19 protein-coding genes and 2 pseudogenes are annotated in these 23,749 nt (G+C 33.6%); 14 read left to right on the top strand and 7 right to left on the bottom strand.

Going from position 1 to position 23,749, the window contains the following annotated elements; translation table 11 throughout:
• Positions 1-707 precede the first annotated feature (707 nt).
• From ACZ9EE_RS01035 to ACZ9EE_RS01010, 6 genes and pseudogenes are all read left to right on the top strand, one after another.
• Positions 708-1,160, top strand: a complete 453-nt coding sequence (locus ACZ9EE_RS01035) for a JAB domain-containing protein (RefSeq protein ID WP_476024822.1) — start codon at positions 708-710, stop codon at positions 1,158-1,160.
• Between the two features lie 56 nt (positions 1,161-1,216).
• Positions 1,217-1,408 (top strand): hypothetical protein, encoded by a 192-nt coding sequence (locus tag ACZ9EE_RS01030; RefSeq protein WP_476024821.1) that lies wholly within the window; start codon positions 1,217-1,219, stop codon positions 1,406-1,408.
• Positions 1,409-1,866: 458 nt separating this feature from the next.
• Positions 1,867-2,136, top strand: a pseudogene (locus ACZ9EE_RS01025) (HU family DNA-binding protein); the annotation flags it as partial.
• A 650-nt stretch (positions 2,137-2,786) separates the two neighbouring features.
• Complete coding sequence (locus tag ACZ9EE_RS01020; RefSeq protein WP_476024820.1) at positions 2,787-4,352, top strand: SIR2 family protein; 1,566 nt, start codon at positions 2,787-2,789, stop codon at positions 4,350-4,352.
• A 141-nt stretch (positions 4,353-4,493) separates the two neighbouring features.
• Positions 4,494-7,982 (top strand): dsDNA nuclease domain-containing protein, encoded by a 3,489-nt coding sequence (locus tag ACZ9EE_RS01015; RefSeq protein WP_476024819.1) that lies wholly within the window; start codon positions 4,494-4,496, stop codon positions 7,980-7,982.
• Between the two features lie 185 nt (positions 7,983-8,167).
• The gene (locus ACZ9EE_RS01010; protein ID WP_476024818.1) at positions 8,168-9,079 is read left to right on the top strand and encodes a hypothetical protein; all 912 of its coding nucleotides are present in this window, start codon (positions 8,168-8,170) and stop codon (positions 9,077-9,079) included.
• A 776-nt stretch (positions 9,080-9,855) separates the two neighbouring features.
• On the opposite strand, the gene ACZ9EE_RS01005 is transcribed toward ACZ9EE_RS01010, so the two are convergent.
• From ACZ9EE_RS01005 to ACZ9EE_RS00990, 4 genes and pseudogenes are all read right to left on the bottom strand, one after another.
• Positions 9,856-10,005, bottom strand: coding sequence for a hypothetical protein (locus ACZ9EE_RS01005; protein ID WP_215041814.1), 150 nt, complete (start codon positions 10,003-10,005; stop codon positions 9,856-9,858).
• A gap of 479 nt (positions 10,006-10,484) precedes the next feature.
• Positions 10,485-10,688 (bottom strand): hypothetical protein, encoded by a 204-nt coding sequence (locus tag ACZ9EE_RS01000; protein WP_476024817.1) that lies wholly within the window; start codon positions 10,686-10,688, stop codon positions 10,485-10,487.
• A gap of 503 nt (positions 10,689-11,191) precedes the next feature.
• Positions 11,192-12,553 (bottom strand): annotated as a pseudogene (locus ACZ9EE_RS00995) (IS1182 family transposase).
• A gap of 139 nt (positions 12,554-12,692) precedes the next feature.
• Entirely contained in the window at positions 12,693-12,866 is a 174-nt protein-coding gene (locus ACZ9EE_RS00990; protein ID WP_215041816.1) for a hypothetical protein, read from the bottom strand.
• A 1,123-nt stretch (positions 12,867-13,989) separates the two neighbouring features.
• Between ACZ9EE_RS00990 and ACZ9EE_RS00985 the strand changes: the two genes are divergently transcribed.
• The 6 genes from ACZ9EE_RS00985 (at position 13,990) to ACZ9EE_RS00960 (ending at position 18,308) form a co-directional block, all read left to right on the top strand.
• Positions 13,990-14,493, top strand: coding sequence for a hypothetical protein (locus tag ACZ9EE_RS00985; RefSeq protein WP_476024816.1), 504 nt, complete (start codon positions 13,990-13,992; stop codon positions 14,491-14,493).
• 339 nt (positions 14,494-14,832) lie between these two features.
• A complete protein-coding gene (locus tag ACZ9EE_RS00980; protein WP_476024815.1) occupies positions 14,833-14,967 on the top strand; it encodes a hypothetical protein in 135 nt (44 codons plus the stop codon).
• A 117-nt stretch (positions 14,968-15,084) separates the two neighbouring features.
• On the top strand, positions 15,085-15,315 hold the full coding sequence (locus ACZ9EE_RS00975; protein WP_476024814.1) for a DUF2187 family protein: 231 nt from the start codon (positions 15,085-15,087) through the stop codon (positions 15,313-15,315).
• A 1,655-nt stretch (positions 15,316-16,970) separates the two neighbouring features.
• Positions 16,971-17,471 (top strand): GNAT family N-acetyltransferase, encoded by a 501-nt coding sequence (locus tag ACZ9EE_RS00970; protein WP_476024813.1) that lies wholly within the window; start codon positions 16,971-16,973, stop codon positions 17,469-17,471.
• Between the two features lie 181 nt (positions 17,472-17,652).
• Positions 17,653-17,796, top strand: coding sequence for an anti-repressor SinI family protein (locus tag ACZ9EE_RS00965; protein WP_476025047.1), 144 nt, complete (start codon positions 17,653-17,655; stop codon positions 17,794-17,796).
• Between the two features lie 164 nt (positions 17,797-17,960).
• A complete protein-coding gene (locus tag ACZ9EE_RS00960; protein ID WP_476024812.1) occupies positions 17,961-18,308 on the top strand; it encodes a hypothetical protein in 348 nt (115 codons plus the stop codon).
• Here the strand turns inward: ACZ9EE_RS00960 and ACZ9EE_RS00955 are convergent.
• The 3 genes from ACZ9EE_RS00955 to ACZ9EE_RS00945 form a co-directional block, all read right to left on the bottom strand.
• Positions 18,250-18,561 (bottom strand): hypothetical protein, encoded by a 312-nt coding sequence (locus ACZ9EE_RS00955; protein WP_476024811.1) that lies wholly within the window; start codon positions 18,559-18,561, stop codon positions 18,250-18,252. The genes ACZ9EE_RS00960 and ACZ9EE_RS00955 overlap by 59 nt on opposite strands.
• A gap of 767 nt (positions 18,562-19,328) precedes the next feature.
• On the bottom strand, positions 19,329-19,940 hold the full coding sequence (locus tag ACZ9EE_RS00950; RefSeq protein WP_476024810.1) for a hypothetical protein: 612 nt from the start codon (positions 19,938-19,940) through the stop codon (positions 19,329-19,331).
• Between the two features lie 244 nt (positions 19,941-20,184).
• Complete coding sequence (locus ACZ9EE_RS00945; RefSeq protein ID WP_476024809.1) at positions 20,185-20,433, bottom strand: hypothetical protein; 249 nt, start codon at positions 20,431-20,433, stop codon at positions 20,185-20,187.
• Positions 20,434-21,561: 1,128 nt separating this feature from the next.
• Here ACZ9EE_RS00945 and ACZ9EE_RS00940 point away from each other — a divergent pair.
• On the top strand, positions 21,562-22,413 hold the full coding sequence (locus tag ACZ9EE_RS00940; protein WP_476024808.1) for an ArdC family protein: 852 nt from the start codon (positions 21,562-21,564) through the stop codon (positions 22,411-22,413).
• A gap of 639 nt (positions 22,414-23,052) precedes the next feature.
• Entirely contained in the window at positions 23,053-23,616 is a 564-nt protein-coding gene (locus ACZ9EE_RS00935; RefSeq protein ID WP_476024807.1) for a hypothetical protein, read from the top strand.
• Positions 23,617-23,749 lie beyond the last annotated feature (133 nt).

Below are 23,749 nucleotides of genomic sequence, written 5' to 3'. Positions count from 1 at the left end.
GAGGTTTCTTTTTTTCGTACTTTGTTAAAATAAATAGTCGTAGTGTTTAACTTAAGGCTGGGTGTTTACTTCAAAAATATGGGCTTAAGGGTTTAGGTGAAGAATACCCGAACCACTTAGACGGCAGCACTACGGACTGATCAGAAAGTAAAAGCGTCTTTCTGTCAATCCGTACGTGTCGCTTCGGCATTAAATGGACCGATAACCACGGTCTGTACGGCTTATGCCTTCATTCCGTAGGTTCCTGTTCCATTTACGGCTTACGCCGCCATACCGAACGAGCCGAAAACCTAAAAACCAAGAGATTGAAAGATTAAAAGAATAAAAGAATAAAAGACAAAAGGAGAGCAGCCGAGTCGGCTGCTTTTATTGTTGATTTTTCCCTTTTGCCTTCCGAATCGTAAAACAGCGCAAGCCTTCTAACCTTCCAGCCGGCAGGACACCCGAACCTTTCCGGCTAGAAGCAAAGAAAGCTAGTCAATCGGTCAAGGGGCAAAAAACTTTTCTGCTTAAAGGCGGCTAGCGCAATAGCAAAAAACTTTTTGTGCGAGGAGCACCCTTGACCCATTCCCTATGCGTGTTTTTCGTTCTACTTGCAAAAGGGGAAAAATCATCCCCTTTTGGGGAAGTAGTTCGCTTCGCAAGGCAAAAGAAAAAATGAAAGAAAAAATGAAAGAAAAAATCAAAACAAAAGGGAGTTTTGAAAAATGGAATTCATGTCAATCTTTGAAGTCGTTCGTATCAAACAAGAAATTAAGGAAACATCTGAACCATTTGCACAGTATGCTGTTCGTTCACCAGAAGATGCCCAAAAATTAGCGGCCTCTTACATTGCGGATGAAGACCGGGAAGTGCTTCTTGTGATGATGCTCAATACAAAAAATCAGGTGGTTGGGCTACATAGAGCTCATGTAGGAAGCTTGAACGCAAGTATAGTTCATCCTAGAGAGGTAATGAAATGCGCTATTCTCAATAATGCTGCATCCATTATTGTCAGCCACCAGCACCCAAGCGGAGACCCCACACCGAGCCGTGAAGATATCGACATCACCAAGCGACTTGCAGATGCAGGGAGAATTTTAGGCATCGAAGTCCTTGACCATGTCATCGTTACCCATACCGGGAAGCATGTCAGCCTAAAGGAGAAAGGCTATCTATAAAAATACCAAAACAGCAAGGAGGATATTTCCTCCTTGCTTGAAAGGAGAAATCAGACTTGATTATTATCGTAACTGATTTTTACCAAGATGAGGCGGAAGCAATTGAAAAGGCAAGTCTAAAAGATGAAATTGAATACCATGTAATGGAATACGGTTGCAAGCCAAAGAAAATTTATATCCTTCCATTTATTGAGGCAATGAGTGACAAATATAAACCCACAAAACATCAAATGATCTTATCAGTCTAAAAATTGAATCAAAAAACATCGGCCGTATCAGAGCCGATGTTGGTTCACGAATGGATAAAAAACATTCGTTTTTTCTTGATTATATGACGCAGGCATCGAGCCTGCTTGAAGGTTGCCGAAGCAACCTTTTGAAAGATGATTCGGAGAAGAAAGGAAACCATTTGTTAGGCAAATGGTCTTTTCAATAAATTATATGATTTGTACATAAGGTAGCTCTGAAGATGCACCGGCTATAGTCAATAATTGAATTAAACCATACCGTTATTTCCTATTTTACCATTCAGTTTGTTTTATCCAGCCTTAAAGCTGCTGTCTTTCTTTAGAAATCATGACTAAAAAAGAAATCCTTCAAAAATACATAGAACCTGCTTCTGGCGGCAGCACTACGGACTGATCAGTATCGCATTATATAAGGTAATGAATAGATTGAATAAAAAAGAAGCGGTGCTTAAATATGAAATAAAACGGAATTAGTAAATGCTGTTGCAGCGCAAGCTGAACTAACAAAGAAAGATGCCACAAAAGCGGTGGATGTTTTGTTTGAAACCATCTCAAATACACTTGCAAAGGAAGAGAAAATCCAGTTAATTGGATTTGGAACATTTGAAGTACGTGAACGTGCAGCTCGGACCGGTCGTAATCCACAAACAGGGGAGGAAATTCAGATCCAAGCTTCTAAAATTCCAGCTTTTAAACCAGGCAGGGAATTAAAGGAAGCTGTTAAATAATAGTTCGCTTATCTATAAACGGCTCTAGGGAATATTCCCTAGGGTCTTTTATTATCGTCAAATGGGAAGGCTATCAACCATATTCTGAACAAGTCTGTTTGAACAAATTAATACATTGATTTTACTACATTTCTACTTGTTCTTGCAGAGTGTACCCTCATTGAACACAAATGTGATTATTTAGTGAAAGTGTGAGGAAAGTCGGATTTAGTTTAGAAGTATTGGTATTTAACAATAGGGAAATAAACGTAAATTACGATGGAATGGGAAAGGCGCAAGCTTGCTTAAGCAACACTGCAGGTTTAAGCCTGCCTTATAGCCTTTAAGGTTATACCCGTCTAAAAGATATATAACTTCCTGTACTTTTATTTTAGACCAACTTTCAGACGGAAAATGAGAAAGAAAAGAAAGGAAAAATACGATATTTTTACAGTGTACCAAACTATAACTTTTAGATTGTTTTGCTGTTAATACTGTATATAACTGAGACTTGTCTTGAATAAGATTTAGGGAATATCTTCAACAATCGGGCTCTATTGTTAAAGAAGGATAAATAAAAAAAGGCGATTCCATTTTTTCTAAAAATATGAAATTATAAATGTTATAATAAATCTATGAATAACCAAATTTAGTTAAAAAGTGGTGACTTTATGCACATTGAAGATTTTATAAAGAAGTTTAAAAATCATCCTGTTCTTTTTATAGGTACAGGAATAAGTCTAAGATATTTAGAAAATTCTTTTACATGGGACGGTTTACTTTCGTATATCTCTCAACAAATGAAAGGTTCCGATGAGTATTACTACGATTTGAAATTTAAATATGAAAGAGAAGGGGAATACGATTTCCCTAATATTGCGAGAGATTTAGAAAATGAATTTAATGAAACATTAAAGAATGATAGGGATGGAAAATTTAAAGAAATAAATGATCAATTTTATGCAAATATGAAATCAAATATCAGCATAAGTCGTTTTAAACTTTATATATCCAACTTATTAAAGGATTTTAAAATAAAAAAAGATAAGCACTTCGAAATTTCTGAGTTAAAAAAAGTTCGTAAAAACATCGGGTCAGTAATTACTACAAATTATGATTCATTTATTGAGGATATTTTTGAATTTCAGCCTTTAATTGGAAATGCCATTTTGTTAAGTAACCCTTATGGCTCTACATATAAAATCCATGGGTGTGTTAATGATCCTGGAAAAATCATTATTACTGAACCGGATTACTGTATATTTAATGAGAAATACGAATTAATCAGAGCTCAGTTGCTTTCGTTATTTATTCATAATCCTATAATATTTTTAGGATATAATCTTGGTGATGATAATATAAAAAGTATTCTTAAAACTGTTTTTACCTATGTAAATCCAAATACAAAGGAAGCAGAGCAAATCAGGGAAAACTTTTTACTGGTTGAGTTTGATAAAGGTTCAGCAAATACAGAGGTAGTAGATCATGATATCGATATTAACGGATTTGCTACTATTCGAATAAATAAAATAAAAACTGATAATTTTTTAGAGATATATACACACCTTAGTAATTTGAGTCTGCCTGTCTCAGCTATGGATATTAGAAAAGTACAAACTGTTGTTAAAGAAATATACGCTGGTGGAGAAATTAACGTTAGCATTACGGAAGATATAGATAGTCTTAGGAACGGTGAAAAAATCCTAGCAATTGGCTCTTTAAAGACCATTAAATACGAATACCAAACCGCATCAGAGATGATGGAAAATTATTTTAAAATAATCGATGAGTCTAATCATCAATTATTAAAACTCATTGAGAAACATAAGATTCAAAAGAATCAATACTTTCCTATATTTGGTTTCGCTAACATACAACCAGATTTATCAAATCTGGAAGAACTAAAAGAAAGACAAAAAGAAAAAATTGAAAGTTTAGAGAAGGGATTAACTGATTCCAAAATAAATCATCGAAATATACAAGGACTTTTAGAGGATGAAGAAATATCTCAAAGTAAAAAGAATTTAGCTATAGTTTCAGGGGTTTTAAATAACGGAATAGACCTAACTGATGTGGAACAATATTTAAGGGATTATCCAGATAAAAAAACTACAGATTATAGAAAATTACTTTGTGTATATGATTATAAAAAATATGCTGTAGATAGAGCACCTCAAGTCGTTTCGAGAGAATCCTTAAAACTAAACTTATCTACATCACAGAAGACCGTATCATAATGTTAAGAAACATGGAGCATACCTTTTATGGGTTTGCTCTTTTAATTGTTGCTGCCTATGACATGAATCCTGCCAATACAGGTATTTGGTATAATTTGTCGAAATTGATTATGTAAATTTCTATTTGAAGGAGAAATTGTAATGAGTAATAATGTCCTTTTATTATTTGAAAAATACAAGCTTAATACTGATGCTATAGCAACTAATAGAGGATTCCTATATCAGTACCTAAAAACCTTAAAAACATGGGTAGGTGATGCTATAAATAATACAGAAAATGAAATTTTTTGTGAAACAGAAGATGATATAAAAGAAGTAAATTCTGATGTTAAAAGTTTAAAATTCACACAAGTAAAATGTTACTCTAGAAACTTAGGAACCCAAGACGAAGAGATTGAAAAAACCCTCTACAATTTCTTTATTCTTTACAATCTCTACCCAGATTACAATGGTCAGTTTCATTTTGAAACTAATACAAAGATAAAAGGCAATGACGAAATACTAAAAGACTGGTTTAAAGATCAAGAAAATATGAGTAATGACCTTATCATTAAATGTAAATTAAGAGTTCAAGAAATATTGAAAGGTATGACAGAGAAAAAAAAGAAATCAGAAATTCAGAAAATAGAAAATAGGATTGCTAAGCTAGATCCTGATTTGCTCGAAGAAATAGACTTAATTGAAAAGGAAAAGGATACTGTAATCAAAGAATTTAAACAATTATTTGATCGAATTAACGAAGACCACTGTCTAGAATCTTTTGTGAAAAGTATTAAGTGGAATTTTGAACAAGTAGAAGGAGAAGAAGCTGTCCGAATTATAAAACAGGAGTGTGAAGATAGTTTAAAAGGATATACAGATAAATATACTTATTTATTATTAACTCGATTGTTATCTGAAATATATCTTCGTTCTTCAAATACTAAAGTTGATGATAGAAAATTGAATAAAAGTTTACTTGACGAAATAATTAAAGAATCCGAACAAGAAATGTCGGTTAAAAGTAATAAAGTCATAACAGATTCTTTAAACCAAATAACCGGAAAAATTGATGAAGTTAAAGTTTTAGTTAGTGACGGATTTCAGTCTGTGAATGAAAAGCTGGATACATTAATAACTGAAACGCCAAGTTACGATTTTGAAAAAATGATTAAGATGTATTTAATTAGGATTGAGTCTTTTCTCAAAAATAATATGGCTCTACCTTTTCCATCTGAATTAGATAATGATTTGATAAATAACTCCTATTTTAATAATTTTTTTAAAGATCCAACTTGGAAAACAAAAATTATATTACATATTAGTGAATTTGCAAGGGCTTACGGTGATAATAGCTTGGTAAGAGAGAAAGGAATAATTGATAAACTTTTGGAATTTAATGGTTTCGATATTTCCTACGACGAATATCGGACTAGTATGCGTAAGAAGATCAATTTAATATTGGCGGAATTACCAGATAATGAAATCACAAAAAGTTTTAAACCATCATTATTCCAGATATTTACACTTTTAAACGAGAGATTTAACAAAGTCCTTATGATTACCGGTGAATCTGGAGCAGGGAAGACCCATTTATTAAAAACTATCTTATCATCTCATAGTATAGAAAAAGAAATAAATAGCTATTCGATTAGAATCCCTTTAACCGTTAGTGACATAAGAGAGAAAGGATTTGAAGAAGCAGTATTATTTAATCTTAACCATTTTTTAGATTGCAAATTTACTAGTTTGTCTGAAATTAATAGTTATGTAATTAATCTTGAAAGAAAGGGATTTAGCTTTAGGGTCATTTTTATTATTGATGATCTACACGTTTTATGTATTTCAAATCCAACGAATTATGATTATATAAAAGAAACAATAAAGAGTTATACGAACAATGATTGGTTAAGCTGGTGTATATCAATAAATGAACTAGATCAATATTTGATAATGGACAATAGTGATTTCTTGAAAGTTTATTGTTTTTCAAATAATTCCGAAAATGACGCTCTTAATTTATTTGTTAATATGAGTACAGTTAACAATAAAAATAAAGTGTGTTACAAAATACTAGGCAATCATGATATAGATACAAATGTTATTGATGAACTTCCTGATAATATAAATATTAATAATAATATTAAAATGTTAATGCAAAATCCTTTGATTTGCTATGTTTACGCAAATACTGTTAGTGATAACGAAAAAGAATTGTATAATATTTGTTATTTCGATTTTATAACAAGGTACTCTAAAGTGAAGAAAAATCAAATGATTCAATACTCTACAAGGGTTCTGTCGTTTAATGAAAAAGATGCTAAAATCGATAATGAAATTGATCAAGTTGTAAGTTTTTTAATTGATAATAAGAAGTTGACATATATTGAAGAAGAAACAAATAGCTTATTTCAAAACTTAAATCATAGTTATGAAGAATTGCGTTCAGTACACCTTGCAAGTAAAAGAATTATAGAAAGAAAAGGTTTATTTCAGGACCGTAAAGATATAGTCATTGAATTCGTTTTTCCATTATATTGGGCTTTTAAAATATTATTGCATTTTATAGGGGAAAATGATTGGTCGGCATTTTCACTATTAAGAAAATCATTTATTGAGTTAAAAGATGAGTTATTTATTTATGAATTACTTTACTTAGACACAGATATTGAAAATAATATTGAAATGTTAACTCAAGAGATTTCAAACGGTTTAAACAGCGATAATGGAAAAGAACAATTATTCTTTGTTGCAATAAAGACAAGCGTTAAATGTCAAGGGATAATATTCCGTAAATTGTTAGAAAGTGAGGAACTCAACTTAAATAAAAAAGAAACTTTCGGTTTATTGTACTTTCTTTTGCATATTAATGCTAGGACTGATAAAAAGTGTAAAGTTCTAGGAAGAAATTTAGAAAGAATTTCAGAGTATGAATTAGGTGTATACCTTGAGAGTTTATGTAAAGTAATGTTTAATGACTTGAAAGATTTTAAAAAATTTAAAAAGTGCATATCTGAGTTTATAAGTACAGAAGATACAAGGATTAGTGAAACAATTGGAAAAATTGCAGCAAACTACTTTGCTAGACTTGTTGAGGGGATGCCTATGGAAGATGTTATTCATACTCACCTTATAAACTTCCTATCTGACAATCTAGAAAAAATAAGTGAAAGTAAAATTGGAAAAAATAATACTTATATAGATTACTTTTTGCGCTATTTATTCAGAACTCTAATTGAGAATAGTACAAACAATAGATTTTTATTACACGAAATATTGTTAAGCAATAATTTTTATCACTTAGAAGATAGAGATGAAAAGTTCAAACCTATTGAACATATTTTAAGAAGTAACAGCGCTATTGCTTATGGGTCTTATTATAAAGATCTGAATTATCCTAAAAAAGAAATCTTCAAGAAATTATATATTGATTGCATCACAAATCTTTTAAAATCAGATCTAACTAGACTGAGAATCTTAGCGTATCATTTTATATCTAATACTTTAATTGATCCTGAGGACCGGAACTCAACTCTGGAAAGTGAATTTATCCCATTATTGAAAATAATTTATGAAGATAATCAACTTAATAAATTTAATAAAGGGCGAGAGTGGTTTTATTATAAGAATCTTAATCCAAGTTCCAAATAACTCGAACACTCACAAAGAGCGTACTGCCTCCTTGCGTTTAGCATGGAGGCAGTAGTTTTTTTACTAGATAATAATACTCACCAATACTAAGAAACTTTTTTTTAAAAGTTCATCACTATAAATTTTATTTTTAAAAATATTGTATAATTATTAATAATTAGTCTAAAAAAGGAGGGTGGTTTAACTTGATAAGCGTTTCACTTTGGGAAAATGCCTACGATTCGTTACAGCATGGTTTGGAACATTTAGAGCGGGCAGAAAAAAATGATAATTTAACAACTGCAATTTATGATTATAAAAGGGCAGTTATGGATTTTTGTCATGCAGCAGAGATACTACTTAAGGAAATGTTGTTTAGAATTGATCCAATATACGCATTTGATAAAAATAATCTATTTGAAAAATGTATTAATCCACTTAAACCCACGATGGAGGAATTATATAATTGTAAGTCTTTAGAAGTATCAGCTTTGTGTAAAGCCGTAAAGAAGTACGTTCCAAACTTTAAAGGTAATACAAAAATATACTCCGAACAGGCTGCTCGATTAAGAAATAAAATTCAACATTTCTGTTTTGAAGTAAACAGAAGAGAAGTTCGTGAGATTCTTTTACGGTTGAGCCATCATTTGTTAACTCCTGCGTTTTATTATCTTAAAACTGACAGAAGTTACTCTCCTATTGATCGTAAATTGAGAGAAATATTTACAATAGATATGGGGTTAGAACAGTATCTGAAAAGCATTAATTCTGAATATAAGAGGGGTGTTTGTTACTCATGTGGCACATACAGTTTTTATATAGAATACAACAATCTTCCTTATCCCCAGAGGTGTTACTGTACAAGCTGTAATTATGAAAAATATAATATTCAAAAAGAAATTTATTATAAATGTCCCGAGTGCGGGTATGGTTCATTGCTATTTTGTGAGGAGCTAGATGGCGGAATATGTTTAAACTATAAATGCGCCAACCAGAGAGATGGTGGAATATTGACAGCTATGGAGTATTGCAATTCATGTCATGTCATGATTACAAGATTGAGGAAATCTGTAATTGTGTGGGGGAAATTGAAGTTTAGTATCCAATATTCGGAATAAATTAGAGCCTAATAACAATCTATCTCCAATAAAAAAGGCATACGACTTCCATTTCTGTAAGCCTTTTTTTCTGGGAAAACTTATTCTAAATCATAAATCAGTAATAGCTAATTGTTTACAACTCATTTTTTTAAGAGTTATAAACAGCGTAATTAACTCATAGGGTGATTAAATGGTGGAATACATTGACCATGATCACGAAACTAAACTATGAAATCTTGAATAATTCGTATAATATCGAATAGTTTGTTGTAGAATGAATTAACTCTCCCTTCCGTTTTTCATGCTTACACTTGTTCATTATATTCCATTAAAAAAAATCTGCCTGTTGGTCCGCAGCAACCCACCATCAAAGTAAGACTTACTTTCTCCTTGTGCTACGAAATTCTGATTAACATTCACAATAACTTCACTCACTCTGTTTTCCCCCTACTTTTTGTTTATCTAGTCCATTTTCTTTGGTCCAATTATTTTGGGGCCCATATAGTATATGATAACCGCTTCTTTAACCCATGGTATATTGGCGCAGACCAATTTTTAAAAACTTTAATTACTTTTGAAAATTGATTTTTACTAATCGTAAGAAAAAAGACTGTCAACTAATTCGAATTTGTTGACAGTCTGATGCAACCAAATTGGTTGTTTTATTTTTGTTGTTTTAATTAAAGTGTAACGAATATAAATTCAAAAATAACGAAAAAAGACTTTACTACTACAAGAGCGCTCCCACCCTTACAGTAACAAAGTCTTTCCTCGGTTAGCTTAAAAAGCCGTTGTTAAAGTTTGAGTTCCTTCATTGTAGGATTCAATGCTGTACCTTCGAGCATAAGCTCTGGGTGACGTACAACTTCAATCTCAACAAAAGGTCGTAACTCCTGCCTTAGAAAAACTTTTTTACGCTTACGCTTACGGTTCCGTGCCCTCATAGTACAAGTCTCCTTTCGGAAGTCCCTTTCCTATCTGTCACGATTCGTAAGTTTCATGTCATGGGCTTTATGTCGGCAGAGCCCACCCATGACTGGTCCTTGTCACCTGGACCTCGAACTCCGTTACTTTCTTTATCCCATCGGCTGCGCTCATTCAATTGAACCATCTCCTTTGGTTAGGAAAATTGTACAAGGCTAGAAGCCCTGCTAATCTATATATACCCCCAAAGCTCCCATCAAAACCTCTCTTTGAGTTCTTACTGAGCAAAAATACAGTTGCTTTTTATTTATTTCAGATTTTATATTTCAAAAGCGAACACGCAGTTCATTTTCTTCTTTTTTGTTGTACAGAAAATCCTCTAACTTTTAATTCTCTTATCTCATATTCTGCTAAATATGTACGTAATCCAGAAACGGATTTTAAGACCTTACATATTTCTTTATCGTCCAATACCTGACCGGCGTTTTCATGGCAAGGATCAATTCACCTTCGGTATAGTAATTCGGGGGGTTAGTTGTTTAACGGTTACTTGCTCCAATGCTGCGAGATAGGACATTTCCTTTTGTATTTGTTTCCACCAGTGATAAGCAACAAATTCCGGCCGCTTACCTCTTAGTGGAAGACTTGCTCTCTGCATTAACTTGCTGCTAGCCTTGTAGTGTATTTCAATTGTCACATTCATTACGTATCCTTTTTTCTTATAATTTTTGAATGGGACGAGTCTAGAATCATGTTAAAAAAATGCATCCATCTTAATTAAGCGACAAAAAGGATCGCCGCAGCAATCCCGTGTACAAATTAGTTGCATATGTAACTAATACTTTTTGCTGGGAGTAGCTCCTAGCAGCCTTAAAAATAGACCTTAAAGACTAAAAGAAGAGCAAACTGTTATATCTTTTTCCCTTACGTTGAGATTGCTTTGTATTTTACAGATTTTATCCCTGTTAGGCTATAATCCTATTACTTTATTAAAACAATAGCCAACTTAAGACAAACTTAAAGCGAAATAATTAAAGTACAATCACCCTTTTCTTTTACAAGCTGTTTAAAAGACACAAAACAAAAACCATCCCATGGGATGGCCTCAGATTGTAGACAAAAGGCATCCGGAAGATCTAATCCGGGTGCCTTTTTACTGTTTTTTTGCTGGAAAGAGCAAAAGTTAGACCTATTCTATATCTATTATTAGGCCATTTCTGGACTTTTCCATGTCCAGGTGGCCATCTTTTTTAAATTCATTGCAGCAAAAGTAAGCATCGCCTGCATGGACAATTTTTTTAGGCCTCTTAAGGTTGTCCAACGCATACCATGCTTTTCCTTAGCATCTGCAAAAACACGTTCAATTGTTTCTTTGCGTCTTGCGTAAATGCTTTTATTCTCTTGTGTAGAACGAAGGTATTCGGCTTCTTCTATATAGTGTTCCCAGACATGACGCTGAATGAGTTTTTTATGTTCTTTACTTTGCGTACATTTTGAAAGCAATGGACATTTTTCACATTTAATCGGATTAGAGAAGTATTGACGATATCCTTCTTTCGTCGTAGTTGCATATTTTAATACTTGTCCTTGCGGACAGATATAACAATCATAGTATTCATCATAAACATATTCATATTTTTTCATGTAACCCTCTTTCGTACGAGGGCGAGTATAAGGTAAGGCTGGCGTCATATCATTTTCAAATATGTATTGGGCAATAGCAGGTGTTTTATATCCGGCATCAGCAGCAACCGCAGAAGGTTTCCCTTGTTTCTCGATAACCTTTTCCAACAGTGGTTCGAAAATGACACTATCATGGACATTCCCTGGTGTTACAATTGCCCCTAATACAAAACCATTTCGCTCAGAGGCTGCATGGAATGAGTACGCGAACTGTTTCGTACGCTCGTCTTTTACGTAATAACCACTATCAGGATCAGTAGTACTTTGTTTTATTTCCTTAAATTCCTCTTTCTCAAATTTATCAGGTGGAAATGGTTTTTTATCATGTTCTTCACGATCTTTGTTAATCTCTACTTGAAGTCTCGCTTCATATGCCTTCGTTTCTTTTTTAACTAATTTCTTCTCGAATTTATGTTTATTTGCACTTGCTTTAACATGTGTTGAATCAATAAATACATGCTCGCTATTAATCAAATTCTTATCTGAGGCTTCCTTCAAAATCCGATAGAATATCTGTTCAAATAAATCTGTATCTTTAAAACGTCGTTCGTAATTTTTACCGAAGGTAGAAAAGTGAGGTACTTTATCATAAAATCCAAAGCCTAAGAATCAACGATAAGCCATATTTGTTTCAATTTCTTCAATAGTTTTGCGCATAGAGCGAATACCGAAGGTATATTGGATGAAAGCCATTTTAATTAATATCACAGGGTCAATGCTTGGACGTCCTCTTTTAGTGGAGTACATTTCTTGGACCAGTGGATAGATAAATGAAAAATCAATAGAAGCTTCTAACTTGCGTACCAAATGGGTTGGAGGTACAAGTTGTTCTAAAGCTATCATTTCTAATTGGTCACGATTTATCTGTGTATTCTTACTTAGCATTTCATCCACCTCAAATACTTATCTATACCTCAATTATACAAAAAGACTGCCAGCAAACCCATAATTTTCTGGATTTGTCGACAGTCTGAAACCATCCCATGGGAGTTAACAGAGATGATGTTTTTTTTATGTTTTAATTTTAAGCTGTTTTACTTTCTTCTAAGGCATGTTGCCAACTTGGGTAGTAATACAAAGCACTCCGCATTAAATCAGGATATAGTTGTTTTACCTCTTTTTTCTTTAGAGATTGCCCTTCGCTCTGTAACTTCTGGATGTGAGTAATGACTTCCTTTGATGTTAATGGAACATTCATTTTTCATTCCTCCTTTTCCAAGTTCTCATGATTATCTTCCCCATTGGCTAACAACTGTAAACATATTATAGACATATTCGTCGCCCTTATGTTTCAGCAAAGCTTAATTATCCGGCTATGCCGGATCATCCAAGAATGGGAGTAAAGATATCTTAGCACCAAGTAATGAACAAAGTATGAATGAATTGTTAAGGTAGTGTTTAACTTGAATTTAACATATTTCTAACAAATAAGAGAGTGTTGATAAACCATTTGCCTGCCTGATATTTAGTACAGGTTTGTAGGGGCAAATGACATAGACATGTTAAGACCTTGGGCTCCTCGCCCAAACCCAGCCAACGGAGCCCGTTGGATCGCATTATACGCTCGGGCCCTAGTAATCTCCTTCTTTGTTCTCTTTATTTTAATCGTTTGCTCATAAGGGCAGTCAAGGGTGCTACGCTAACGCTTCGCAAACTTTGTGAACTTTTTTAAGAAGAGCGCTTAAAAAACTTCACAAACTTCAAGCCCGTTGCTATTGCAATTTGAATCAATTCTTCTCTTAATTGATTGATTCGGTCGTCTAATTTCTCGATCTCGCTAACCATCATCCAATCCCCTATTTTTCTTTAACTGTTAAATTCGATAAAATCGATTTTCTACGCAATTATTATTATGCGAAAAATTTTACACAATTGGAATACATATGACAAAACAACCTAAAAAGTTACAAAAAATGAAGAACTAAGGACTAAAAAGAAGGAAACGAGAGCCCTTTTTAGTTGGTACGTGTCGGGTTCTAGCGGTTTCCACCTGCGAAAATACTGCATGTAAGTCTGTTTGCTGTTTAGCGGTACATGTCATTCTATTTCGTGCTTTCCAATGATTATGTAATGCCAATGCTGAGTTATTTCAGCATGAAAGCAGAAGGTAAAATGTAGCTTCAAAGGAGAAGGAATTCTCTTTTTTGTTTTTTATATTTTGTATGGTTTCCTCTTATTTAGGGCATGGATACCCATTAAGACGGTTTCATCATGCTGGGCATGAACGCCGCTTAAAAAACAATATATTCACTGTTTTGATGTTGACTAAGTCAATATTTTATTTTATGATTGTGTTGACTAAGTCAACAGGAGGAGATTGGGTGAAGCGCTCCACTAAACGAATCGTTGAAAAGTTCCCGAAATTTAAAGGTAAATTAAAAGCTTATGAGAACATCTTATTGATGGAAGAAGCCATGAAAGGATTAACAGACGTTGAAGCTGTATTTTTAAAATTAGCCTGGTTCTTTGAAGCACCCGAAAAGGAAAGCTTTAATATCGGATTAATATATCACCATTTAGAGAATGAATGGCTTGAATTTGCGTTAGAAATAATGAGTCAGTTCTTTAGAGAGGATACGTATTTAATTCAAAAACCGACCCACTCCATTCTCCAAGAAACACCTGCTGATTATTTTAATCAGAAGCAGTTTGCTGATTTTTTATCGGAGCATGGGCTAAATTATGATAGACGAAAATTAAATGTGTATTATACTCGAGGTAAATTGCCAAAAGCGGATGTTAAACTTGCAGGTATCCCTTATTGGAGTAAATCAACAGTTCAAAAGTTTTGTGAACAGGAGAAGGAACGATTGAAAGAGGATTAAGGTGAAGTTGTTAACGTTTGTAGCTTGGATTTCCAAGCTATTTTTCTATCTTTAGTGTGAATGAATAGGTGAAGTTCTTGGATATTCTAAGGATTTCCAAGCGGTTTACTATTTGGCAGGATAGGAATTAACAGGATAAAAAGTAAAAAGACGAGATAATCCACACATGACTTAAAAATATTTCGTAATACAAAATAAAAATTACTAGTTATCTATCCTAATATTCATAATTTTGTTAAAATACTAATAAAAGTTAGTTAAATAGAATCTTAACATCATAATGGATGCTTTATCTTTGATGGTTGCAATAGGAGGTATTTTCTGAAAGGGGGTTAATACATGTGGATTTGGATTATTGTTTTTTCTCTATTTATCGTTCTTGAGGAGGCAGGCTATTATCTTTTTAATCAATATTTATACGGGTTTAAATATGAAAAAGAACTGAAATGGAGGAAAGAAAGTTGCCCCTTTTAACTTTAATTAAGAAAAAATTACAAATCAACATACATCAAGCGAAGAAGGAATAGAGTTCATAAGGAAAGCCATCTAGGAAGGAAAGGGCACTAACTGTACTTCCCTGTGGAGGGGAAAATGATGTTCAAGGCAAAAGAAATAGCTGAAATGGGAGATTGTATTCTTTTTAAGATAGCAATCAAAGGGATTGTTCAGAAGGTAAATGAAAATTCAGTCATTGTAAATATAACAGAAAATAAGACTCATTTTAAATTTGAAGGTAATAGAACTGTGGTGGCACATAAGAATTACAAGGTTTTGATTGTGCATGATGTGAAAGCAAACGTCATTTATACTAATTTTAAATAAATGGATCCCTTTGTGATGTAAAAGTGTTTGACCTGGGGGGACAGAGGTTGGACTTTGCCCACTTATTCATAAAATAACAACAAATATAAAACTATAAGTTTATTTCTGAAAATTCAATTAAAATTTGAAAATGTAAGCGTTTTCCGTTATAATTGATAATGGGTTGGATGGCATGCGTGGCCGTCAGCGTATCTGGCGTAGGTGGGGCCAATACAAGGGGCAGATGTAGATTGTCCTTATAATAAAATACTTACATGCGTTAAATAGGTGAAAAATGGTGAAGGAAATCCATATTAATCATACGCACTGGAACGATTACAGCGATATCCAGTTTTTTATTGTGAATAGGTAATACTTCGATTTTTCGGATGTCTATTACGACACCGTTTATTCTCTAAAAATTTAAGATATGAAATGGGAAACGCTGGGAAGGATTATCCTTGTGGTTAATCCTGTTTGGTTTGCACTCAACCATATAACAGCCCTTCTCAACTAAGTGTCTAATGTTTACATTTTGCTAGAAGGGCTAAATGATTTAACTAGCGGAAACACTAAAAACTGTTCACCGTTATATTCATTATTTTATATTCATTATCTTCATTTTCCATTTGATCTAATGTACTCCTTGTGAATTTATTGGAGAAAAGTAACACTAGGATGAAAAAAATCAAGCATCCGCCCATTACGAACAAGAAACATTGCAACCCTAAAATAAGAACCGAAAAATCCATTCAAATCCCCCTCGTTTAATGACTTTTCTCCCAAGTATTTCTATAAAATGCAAATAAATTCCTCCTATTCTAGCGAGATAATGTAAATTTCCATAATAGTCATTCTATCTCTTCTATTTTCGTTGTTCCTGGCAATTAAATGATGTAGGTTTTGGCAGTATGTATATTAATCATTTTGAATTATTACTTAAGGGAAATCTATATAGATGCTTATATTTATGCATAATTATCAAGCAGGGCTTATTGTATTAAAGGGAGTCTAGTTAAATAAAAGTTATTCTTCTATTGGACAAATATGGTAAAATTGAGGTGACTACGGAGGGAATGAAATGAGGAAATTATTACGGTTTCTTTTAGTCTATTGGTAGTTATCCTTGTGGCATGTCAGCAAACAAAAGAACCATTAATTTTATTGGGGAAAGTGAAAACTGGATAGCTAAAATAGATTTAGAAACCAGAATGGTGAAAGTGAAATGAAAAATTTCGAATTAAAGTATAAAGGAAAAGATAGTAAGGCTGCAAAAAAACTTGAGTTTAAATTAAAGCGCCAAATTATTCTTGTGGTATGGGGTGTATTGAATTACAAAAAAATGGTTCATTCAAAGAAAATGAAATCCACCAATAAAAGAATCAACCACAAGTTCAGATATAATGAATATTGAAGTCAAATGGAACGGAAAAGTAGAAAATTTCACACTTGAAAATAACAAGTAATAACTATTCTTTAATGTTCTTTTCTTATTCAACAGGGTGCATTACTGGAACATCGGTAATGTTTTTTCTTATTGAACTGGCAGTTTAGTTCCAGAAGGACAAATATATAGCAATAGATTACGTGAGGGGTGTATGCCATAATTTAGGCATTAAAGGAGAGGGATTTATTTATTTGAAACAGAAAGATGTTTTGTTAATATCTTCCATAATTTGGATTATGTTGATGTAAAAAAATTATATGTAAATCAAGAAGTAAGAAAGTTTCTTGGTGGCATACGTCAGGAAGATTCGATAAAAGATGTATTAGACGAAATGCTTATTTCAAGTGATGACTCTTTTTATTGGGTTGTTAGAGAAAAACAAACAGATAATTTTATTGGTTTAGTTTCTCTTGACCCTCACCACGAAGGCGCTTACCTCGAAAATTCATATCAATTTCGACCTTTTTGGTGGGGGAAAGGTTATGCAACTGAAGTGGTTCAAGTGTTAATTAATTTTGCTTTAAATGAACTAAATCTTTCAAAAGTAGTTGCTGAAACACGAACTGCAAATAAGTCTTCTTGTAAGCTCTTGGAGAGAATAGGTATGGAATTAGAAAGAACAATAATTAGATTTGGAGCCGAACAAGCTATGTATTCCATTAAATCATCATTATTACTAAAGAAGTTCTTCTACAACGAATTTGGCAGTTTAGTAAAAGAAGAAGTATGAAACTGAAGTGTCAGATTTTTAATTAGATCTCCTTTTGGGCAGCATTATTGACATATATTTTATGTATTGGTCGAGCTCTTGGCTCAAATCGAGTGCTTATTTGCTATTTAACCCGTATTGTTGTCCTCCTTTTAGTTTTAGCTAACTTATTAAATTTTGGTAATATTGAGTAAAAAGGAGGATAGTCATTTCAACAAAAGAAGATTTTGATAAGAATCCTCTTCCTGAAGAGTGGATTGAATTAGTAAAGGAAGCAATGAAGTCAAGTATAACGAAAGAAGAATTTAGGGAATTTTTAGAAGACAAGAAGAGAGAAAGGAATTAGATGATTGAACATCTAATTCCTTTTTTATTTTGACATAAGGGATTGTATATACAAAAGGGCACAACTGGAACGACATAAATTTATTTTAAACCGTAATAAAAATAGGATAGCTGCCGAATTGTTTAAAATATATATATCGTTAAGACATATAAAGGCGGTCTCCAATGGAAAAGTATATCGTAAATATTGCAGGAGCGTACATTTACAAGGATATTAACAAGCATAAAGAATTACCTATCGCAACTTCACAGCATGCAAGCAGAGTAATATACGAGGTACTTACTGTAGGTATGCACTGGGGAGGAAGAACGCCATTAGCTACTGTAAAAGAAGGTGATAACGCAGTAGCGTATATTTTACCTATGGACCTTTACGGTTGGGTTGAGAACATTCTATTAATGAGTATAAACGGTCTTATGGTACCACTTCCAGAAAAGATTGCATTCGGTGTCCTTAATGGCAGACCTTACGCAGAGGCTCTAATAGAGTATTCTGAGCGCAGATACGGTTAATGCGTAGGGACTCTTTGTATTTCTCTAAATTCAATTCTTTCTCTAAATCTTTTATCGCTAGCGAAATAGCACTATTATCATCATTACTTGAAGCAAACCCTACTATTTTTTCATTACCATTTGGAAAATAAGAAGAAAATGCTTTATAAAAGTTATTTTCTAATCTGAATACAACTGTTCTTATCACTCGATCGGACTTGTCCTTTGTTTCTATATAATAAAAAGTATCAGAAATCTGTTTTTTATTCATCATTACAGCCACTCCCTGTAATAAATCATATAATAAATAAAATTTGATTTCATTAATAAAGTAACTAAACAGTACAGATTAAATTTCCATTTTCATTATGTATGCAATAATGATCTTTTACCTAAACCTAATGAAAATTTTATCATCTATTGTTGTCATTAATTTACGAAAGTTTTTGATTTATTAGTCTGGTAAAGCAGGCGGTATATACTTTTAGTATATTTTCATTTTGAGGTGAATTATGAAATTATTTCAAAAACAAAAGAGAAAAAGATTTATTGTAACCATGTAAGGTAATGCCCTTGAAGAGCAAGCTGTAATAATAGCAGCAAGCAGTGAAGAAATGAAAATAATGGTAAAAATATTGTATAGACATGTAGTATTTGACAATATCGGAGTATTTTCTGGAGAAATTATTTATATAGAAAGTGAACTACTGTAATAGTTAGAAAACATTCTATTTAGTACTATGGATGCCGTTAGAAATAAGACTAGTTTTCCAAACTAGGCTCTAATAAAAGCACATATAAGTCTCTCCTTAAAAATTATTGTTCTTAAGCTTACTGATGCAATACCTGTACAATGGGGGTAGTAACAACCCTTTTTTTGTTGAACTAAGGGGGCCATTTTTAACTTTTGCACCCGGTCAGGTAAAACAAGGGATCGAATTTATGAGCCTATTGACAAAATAAAAGGTCGGTTAATGACTAACCGGCCTTTTATGGCATTTTCAAAGGGTTTAGGTCTTTTTTATTTTTTTAGCGGATTGTTTACTTAATTATTGCGAAAGAAGAACCAGTGGATACACTTGCACTGGAATTCTCAAAACTATCGGTTCTCTTACCATCTACGATTCCGGAGACCGAGACATTATTATAATCTTTGAATGTACCCTTAGAAAGCTTGATGTACTGGTCGAAATCGATCTGTACATTTTTCTCAGAGTATTTTGAGGTAGAATAACTCTTTGGATTGAATGCCCAGGTAAGATTGATAGACTTACTACCAGCAGGAGTTTCATCGCCAGTGCAATTTCCTTCTTCATCGCAAATAAAATCAACTTTATTTACATCTACTATCGTATTAACCTTGGCCGTACCTTTGTTAACATCAAAAATCACATTAGTTGCTGGTACTACAGCGCTGCCATAATAGTATTCTTCTTTTTCATTATCGTAGGTTTGGAAATAGAGGATGTAAGAATCCTTTTCTTCAAAGTTAGTAGAAAGGTCTACATAGGTATCGACAGTACCCTCTGAACCGTAGAATGAAGCACCTTTAAAAGAGCTTTTGTTTAAAGAGGAATTGCTTTGCGCCATTGCTGGCAGAGCCATAGTCAAAAGAAACACAACCGTCAGAATCAATACTTTCATTTTCCTCATAAAAAACCTCCAGATTTTGGAAACCTAAACCTTGTCCTAATTGTACAATATGGAAGACAAAGTGTACTCAGTAACCGTTCGACAATTTTCACAATTTGGAGAAAATTTTTATCTATATTGACGCTCTTATTCGACTAACTGGGCAGCATTCCTGAAAGGATATAGTCTGAAAAGATAGCTTTGTGAAGACAGCCTTTTCCTTCTTCAACAAACGGGGAAATTAGTTCAATAAAAAAATCACTGATTAAGCCTCAGTGATTTTTTTAATAGATTTTCTATTTAATACTTTACTAATTAATAGTTTTCTAACTAATATTCCTGCTGAAACCATTACAAACAATATTCCTAATGTGCGGAAAATATAAGCAGCAATAAAAATGTTGGTAATATCAATATCAAACAAACGTATCCCTAAAAACTTAATGTCAACCAAACTATTACCATTCACCAAAAGTCCGTTTCTTTCCAGAGATATGTACCGTTCATATCTCATAAGTTCATTGTACTTATAAATACAATGAATACCAATGACTAAAATCAAATTTTGAAATAAAACGGATTTAATAGAAATTTAACCCACCCCATATTCATAATTTTTCCAAATCATAACACATAAAAGGACAAAATAAGAATGGATTTACATAAATTTTACATATCAATTTCTTCTGCTGGGGTATGTGATTATACTGCCGTTTATAGCATTTTTAATTGCCAAATACATTTCGTTTCATCAAGATTAGGTCTTGGAGTTTTATGAGGATCCTCCTAAAGATCCTTCAACATTTTTATGGATTCCGGCATGAAGGCCATTCCATTGCCTCATACCATGAATTTAATGAACTTTATTCATTATTTCCCCCTCTTCTACATACTTTAGAAACGTTTGTTCCCGTAATTTAGGGAGTATGTTACAAAAACCTTTGATATCACTTTGTCCCTCTACAGCCTTTTCCAATCGTGCAGCCTTAAGGCTGTGTTTTTTCATCAGAAATAAGAAATTTATCATCTTAGGTAAACAGTAAACCGAAGACTTTGGGCGGCAGCACTACGGACTGATCAGAAAGGAAAAAGCACCCTTTCTGTCATTCCGTACGTGTCGCTTCGGTATTAAATGGACCGATAACCACGGTCTGTACGGCTCACGCCTACATTCCGTAGGTTCCTGTTCCCTTTACGGCTGACGCCGCCATACCGAACGAGCCGAAGTTCGGAAAATCAAAAGATTAAAAGATCAAGAGAATAAAAGACAAAAGGAGAGCAGCCGGAACGGCTGCTTTTATTGTTGATTTTTCCTTTTGCCTTCCGAATCGTAAAACAGCGCAAGTCTTCTAACCTTCCAGCCGGCAGGACACCCGAACCTCACCGGCTGGAAGCTAAGAAGGCTAGTCAATCGGTCAAGGGGCAAAAAAGTTTTTTGCTTAAGGGCACTATCGCAACAGCAAAAAACTTTTTGTGCCAAGAGCACCCTTGACCCATTGCCTATGCGTGTTTTTCGTTCTACTTGCAAAAGGGGAAAAATCATCCCCCTTTGGGGAACTCACTCGCTTCGCAAGTCAAAAGGAAAAAGAAAAATTAAAAGCAAACATCTAAACCCATTAAAAATCAAAGGAGGAAAAGCAAAATGACAAAAGGCGTTTATGAAATCATTACGGAAAAAATCATCGAAAAATTAGAAAAGGGCGTCGTACCATGGCGCCAGCCATGGACCAATTCCAATGCGGTTAACTGGAAAACACAGAAACCATACCGGGGAATCAATGTTTTTCTGGTGGATCCAGGGGAATATGCTTCCAAAAAACAAATTTTAGAAGCGGGTGGAAGAATTAAAAAAGAGGAATTAAAAAATTCCCATGTCATTGTCTATTGGCTTTGGAAAGAGAAGGAAGACGAGGAAACAGGGGAGAAAAAGACTTTTGCCAAGCCTTTCTATTATCGAGTTTGGGAGATAAATAGACAGTGTACCGGCTTAGAAAGTAAAAGAAGGATTGAAACTTTTGACCATAACCCTATCGAAAAAGCCGAGGGAATTTTTAAAGGATATATCAACGCACCAGACTACACATTTAATTCGGGTAAGGCAGTCTATTACCCGACATGGGATAAAATTAATTGTCCCCCTATCAAAGATTTTAAGGTTCCGGAGGAACATTATTGCACCCTTTTTCATGAAATGGTGCATTCTACCGGACATCAAAACCGTTTAGCTCGTCCAGGCATCACGACACAAGGTGTTGCATTCGGGGATGAGGTTTATTCTAAAGAAGAGTTAGTCGCTGAGATGGGTGCGGCAATGTTGTGTGGTATGGCCGGAATTGATAACAGCACTATCGAGAATAGCGCTAGCTATATCGATTCATGGCTGAGAGCTCTAAAAAAAGAAAGTCGATTGGTTTTACAAGCAGCTGCTCAAGCACAGAAAGCAGCCGATTATATTTTAGGGGACACCAAGGGAAAGTCAGAAGACGAAAACTAAAAGGAAATACTCACTCATTAAATCAAAATCCCACCTTTCACCGGCTGATCTGCAGCCGGTGAAAGGATAAATCTAAAATCTTATTACACTAACAAAAGGAATGAAAAAATATGAAGGTTTTTCAGCTTGTTTTTTGCAAAAGGCTTCCAAGGATATCATTTTTCGTGCGCCAAAAACGAAGAACAAGCAAAAAAAATGGTTTCTAAAGACTTTAATATTGAAGATCATTATAAATTAAATCGTTTCAAGAATGTGAACTATTCGTCGAAATATCCATACGGAAGTGATTGAAGTTGTTTGATACAAGTAATAAGAATCCAGATACCTAGAGTACTTTTCATTTTAATAATATAAGAGAACAACACAGGCTATATTGTAGCCGGTGATGCTCTCGGATGGTGGAATTAAACATTGGTTTTTTTCTTGATGAAAGCAGGCATAAAGTTTGCTGGATGGTTGCCACAGCAAACTAAAACCCTTCATAGATGATTCGAGGAAGAAGGTGATGTTTGTTGGACATATGCTGAGCTGAAAACCTTTAAGAGTATGAGATTTAAAGAATTAAAGATAGAGAAAAATCAACCAATATTTTCCCTGATGCACCTATTCGTATCAGGAATAGGGAAGGGGATTTCCCGATTGAGTAGAGAGTTCAAAAAAACAGGATCAAGGAGAGGATTGGAATTGAAAACTTGTCCATATTGCGGCAGTCATGCCGAAAGAATAGATCATCAGTATTACTATTGTGATTTTTGTTGCATGAATATTGATATCAGGATTGTGAAAGAAAATCACGAAAGGTTATACGTTCGATTTCGTGATTTTGCATTAGATGGCTTTATTGATAAGACCACACCTGAAATGATGAAATTCTCTACCTTTGAGCTGTTGAATTTGCTGAAAATGATCCGAAAAGAACGAAATAATATGTACCATCTTATGAACGTTTTTCACCAGGCAGGGAAGGAAGGAATTACAGAATATATAGAGGTGGAAAAAGAAACAGGCCGTGATTATATGTATTACACAAAAAAAGCATTTGTGGTAGAAAATATTATTCGGACCCGTTTAGGGTATGTACCTGAAAGGATTACGGAAAGTTATCTTGTAAGGTATCTGCAAAACATCAAAAACGGCAAAAAAACAGGTCCTATGATTATTCGGAGACAGCGGAAGGAAACAAAAGTCAATGAAAAGGGGTAATGTTCCATTAAAAACATATGGAAGTCGATATACCTATTTTATTAAATCATGTACTTGAGTTTTGTATGTTCTCTATTGCTCCGACTAGTTCAGTTTTTTTCTTTTTTTGCCTTTTGTAAATTAAGAGTTTTTA

The sequence above is a fragment of the Bacillus sp. URHA0034 genome, assembly GCF_056280405.1.
Note: the sequence above shows the minus strand (reverse complement) of the source record. Positions and strands in the feature narration are given on the sequence as shown.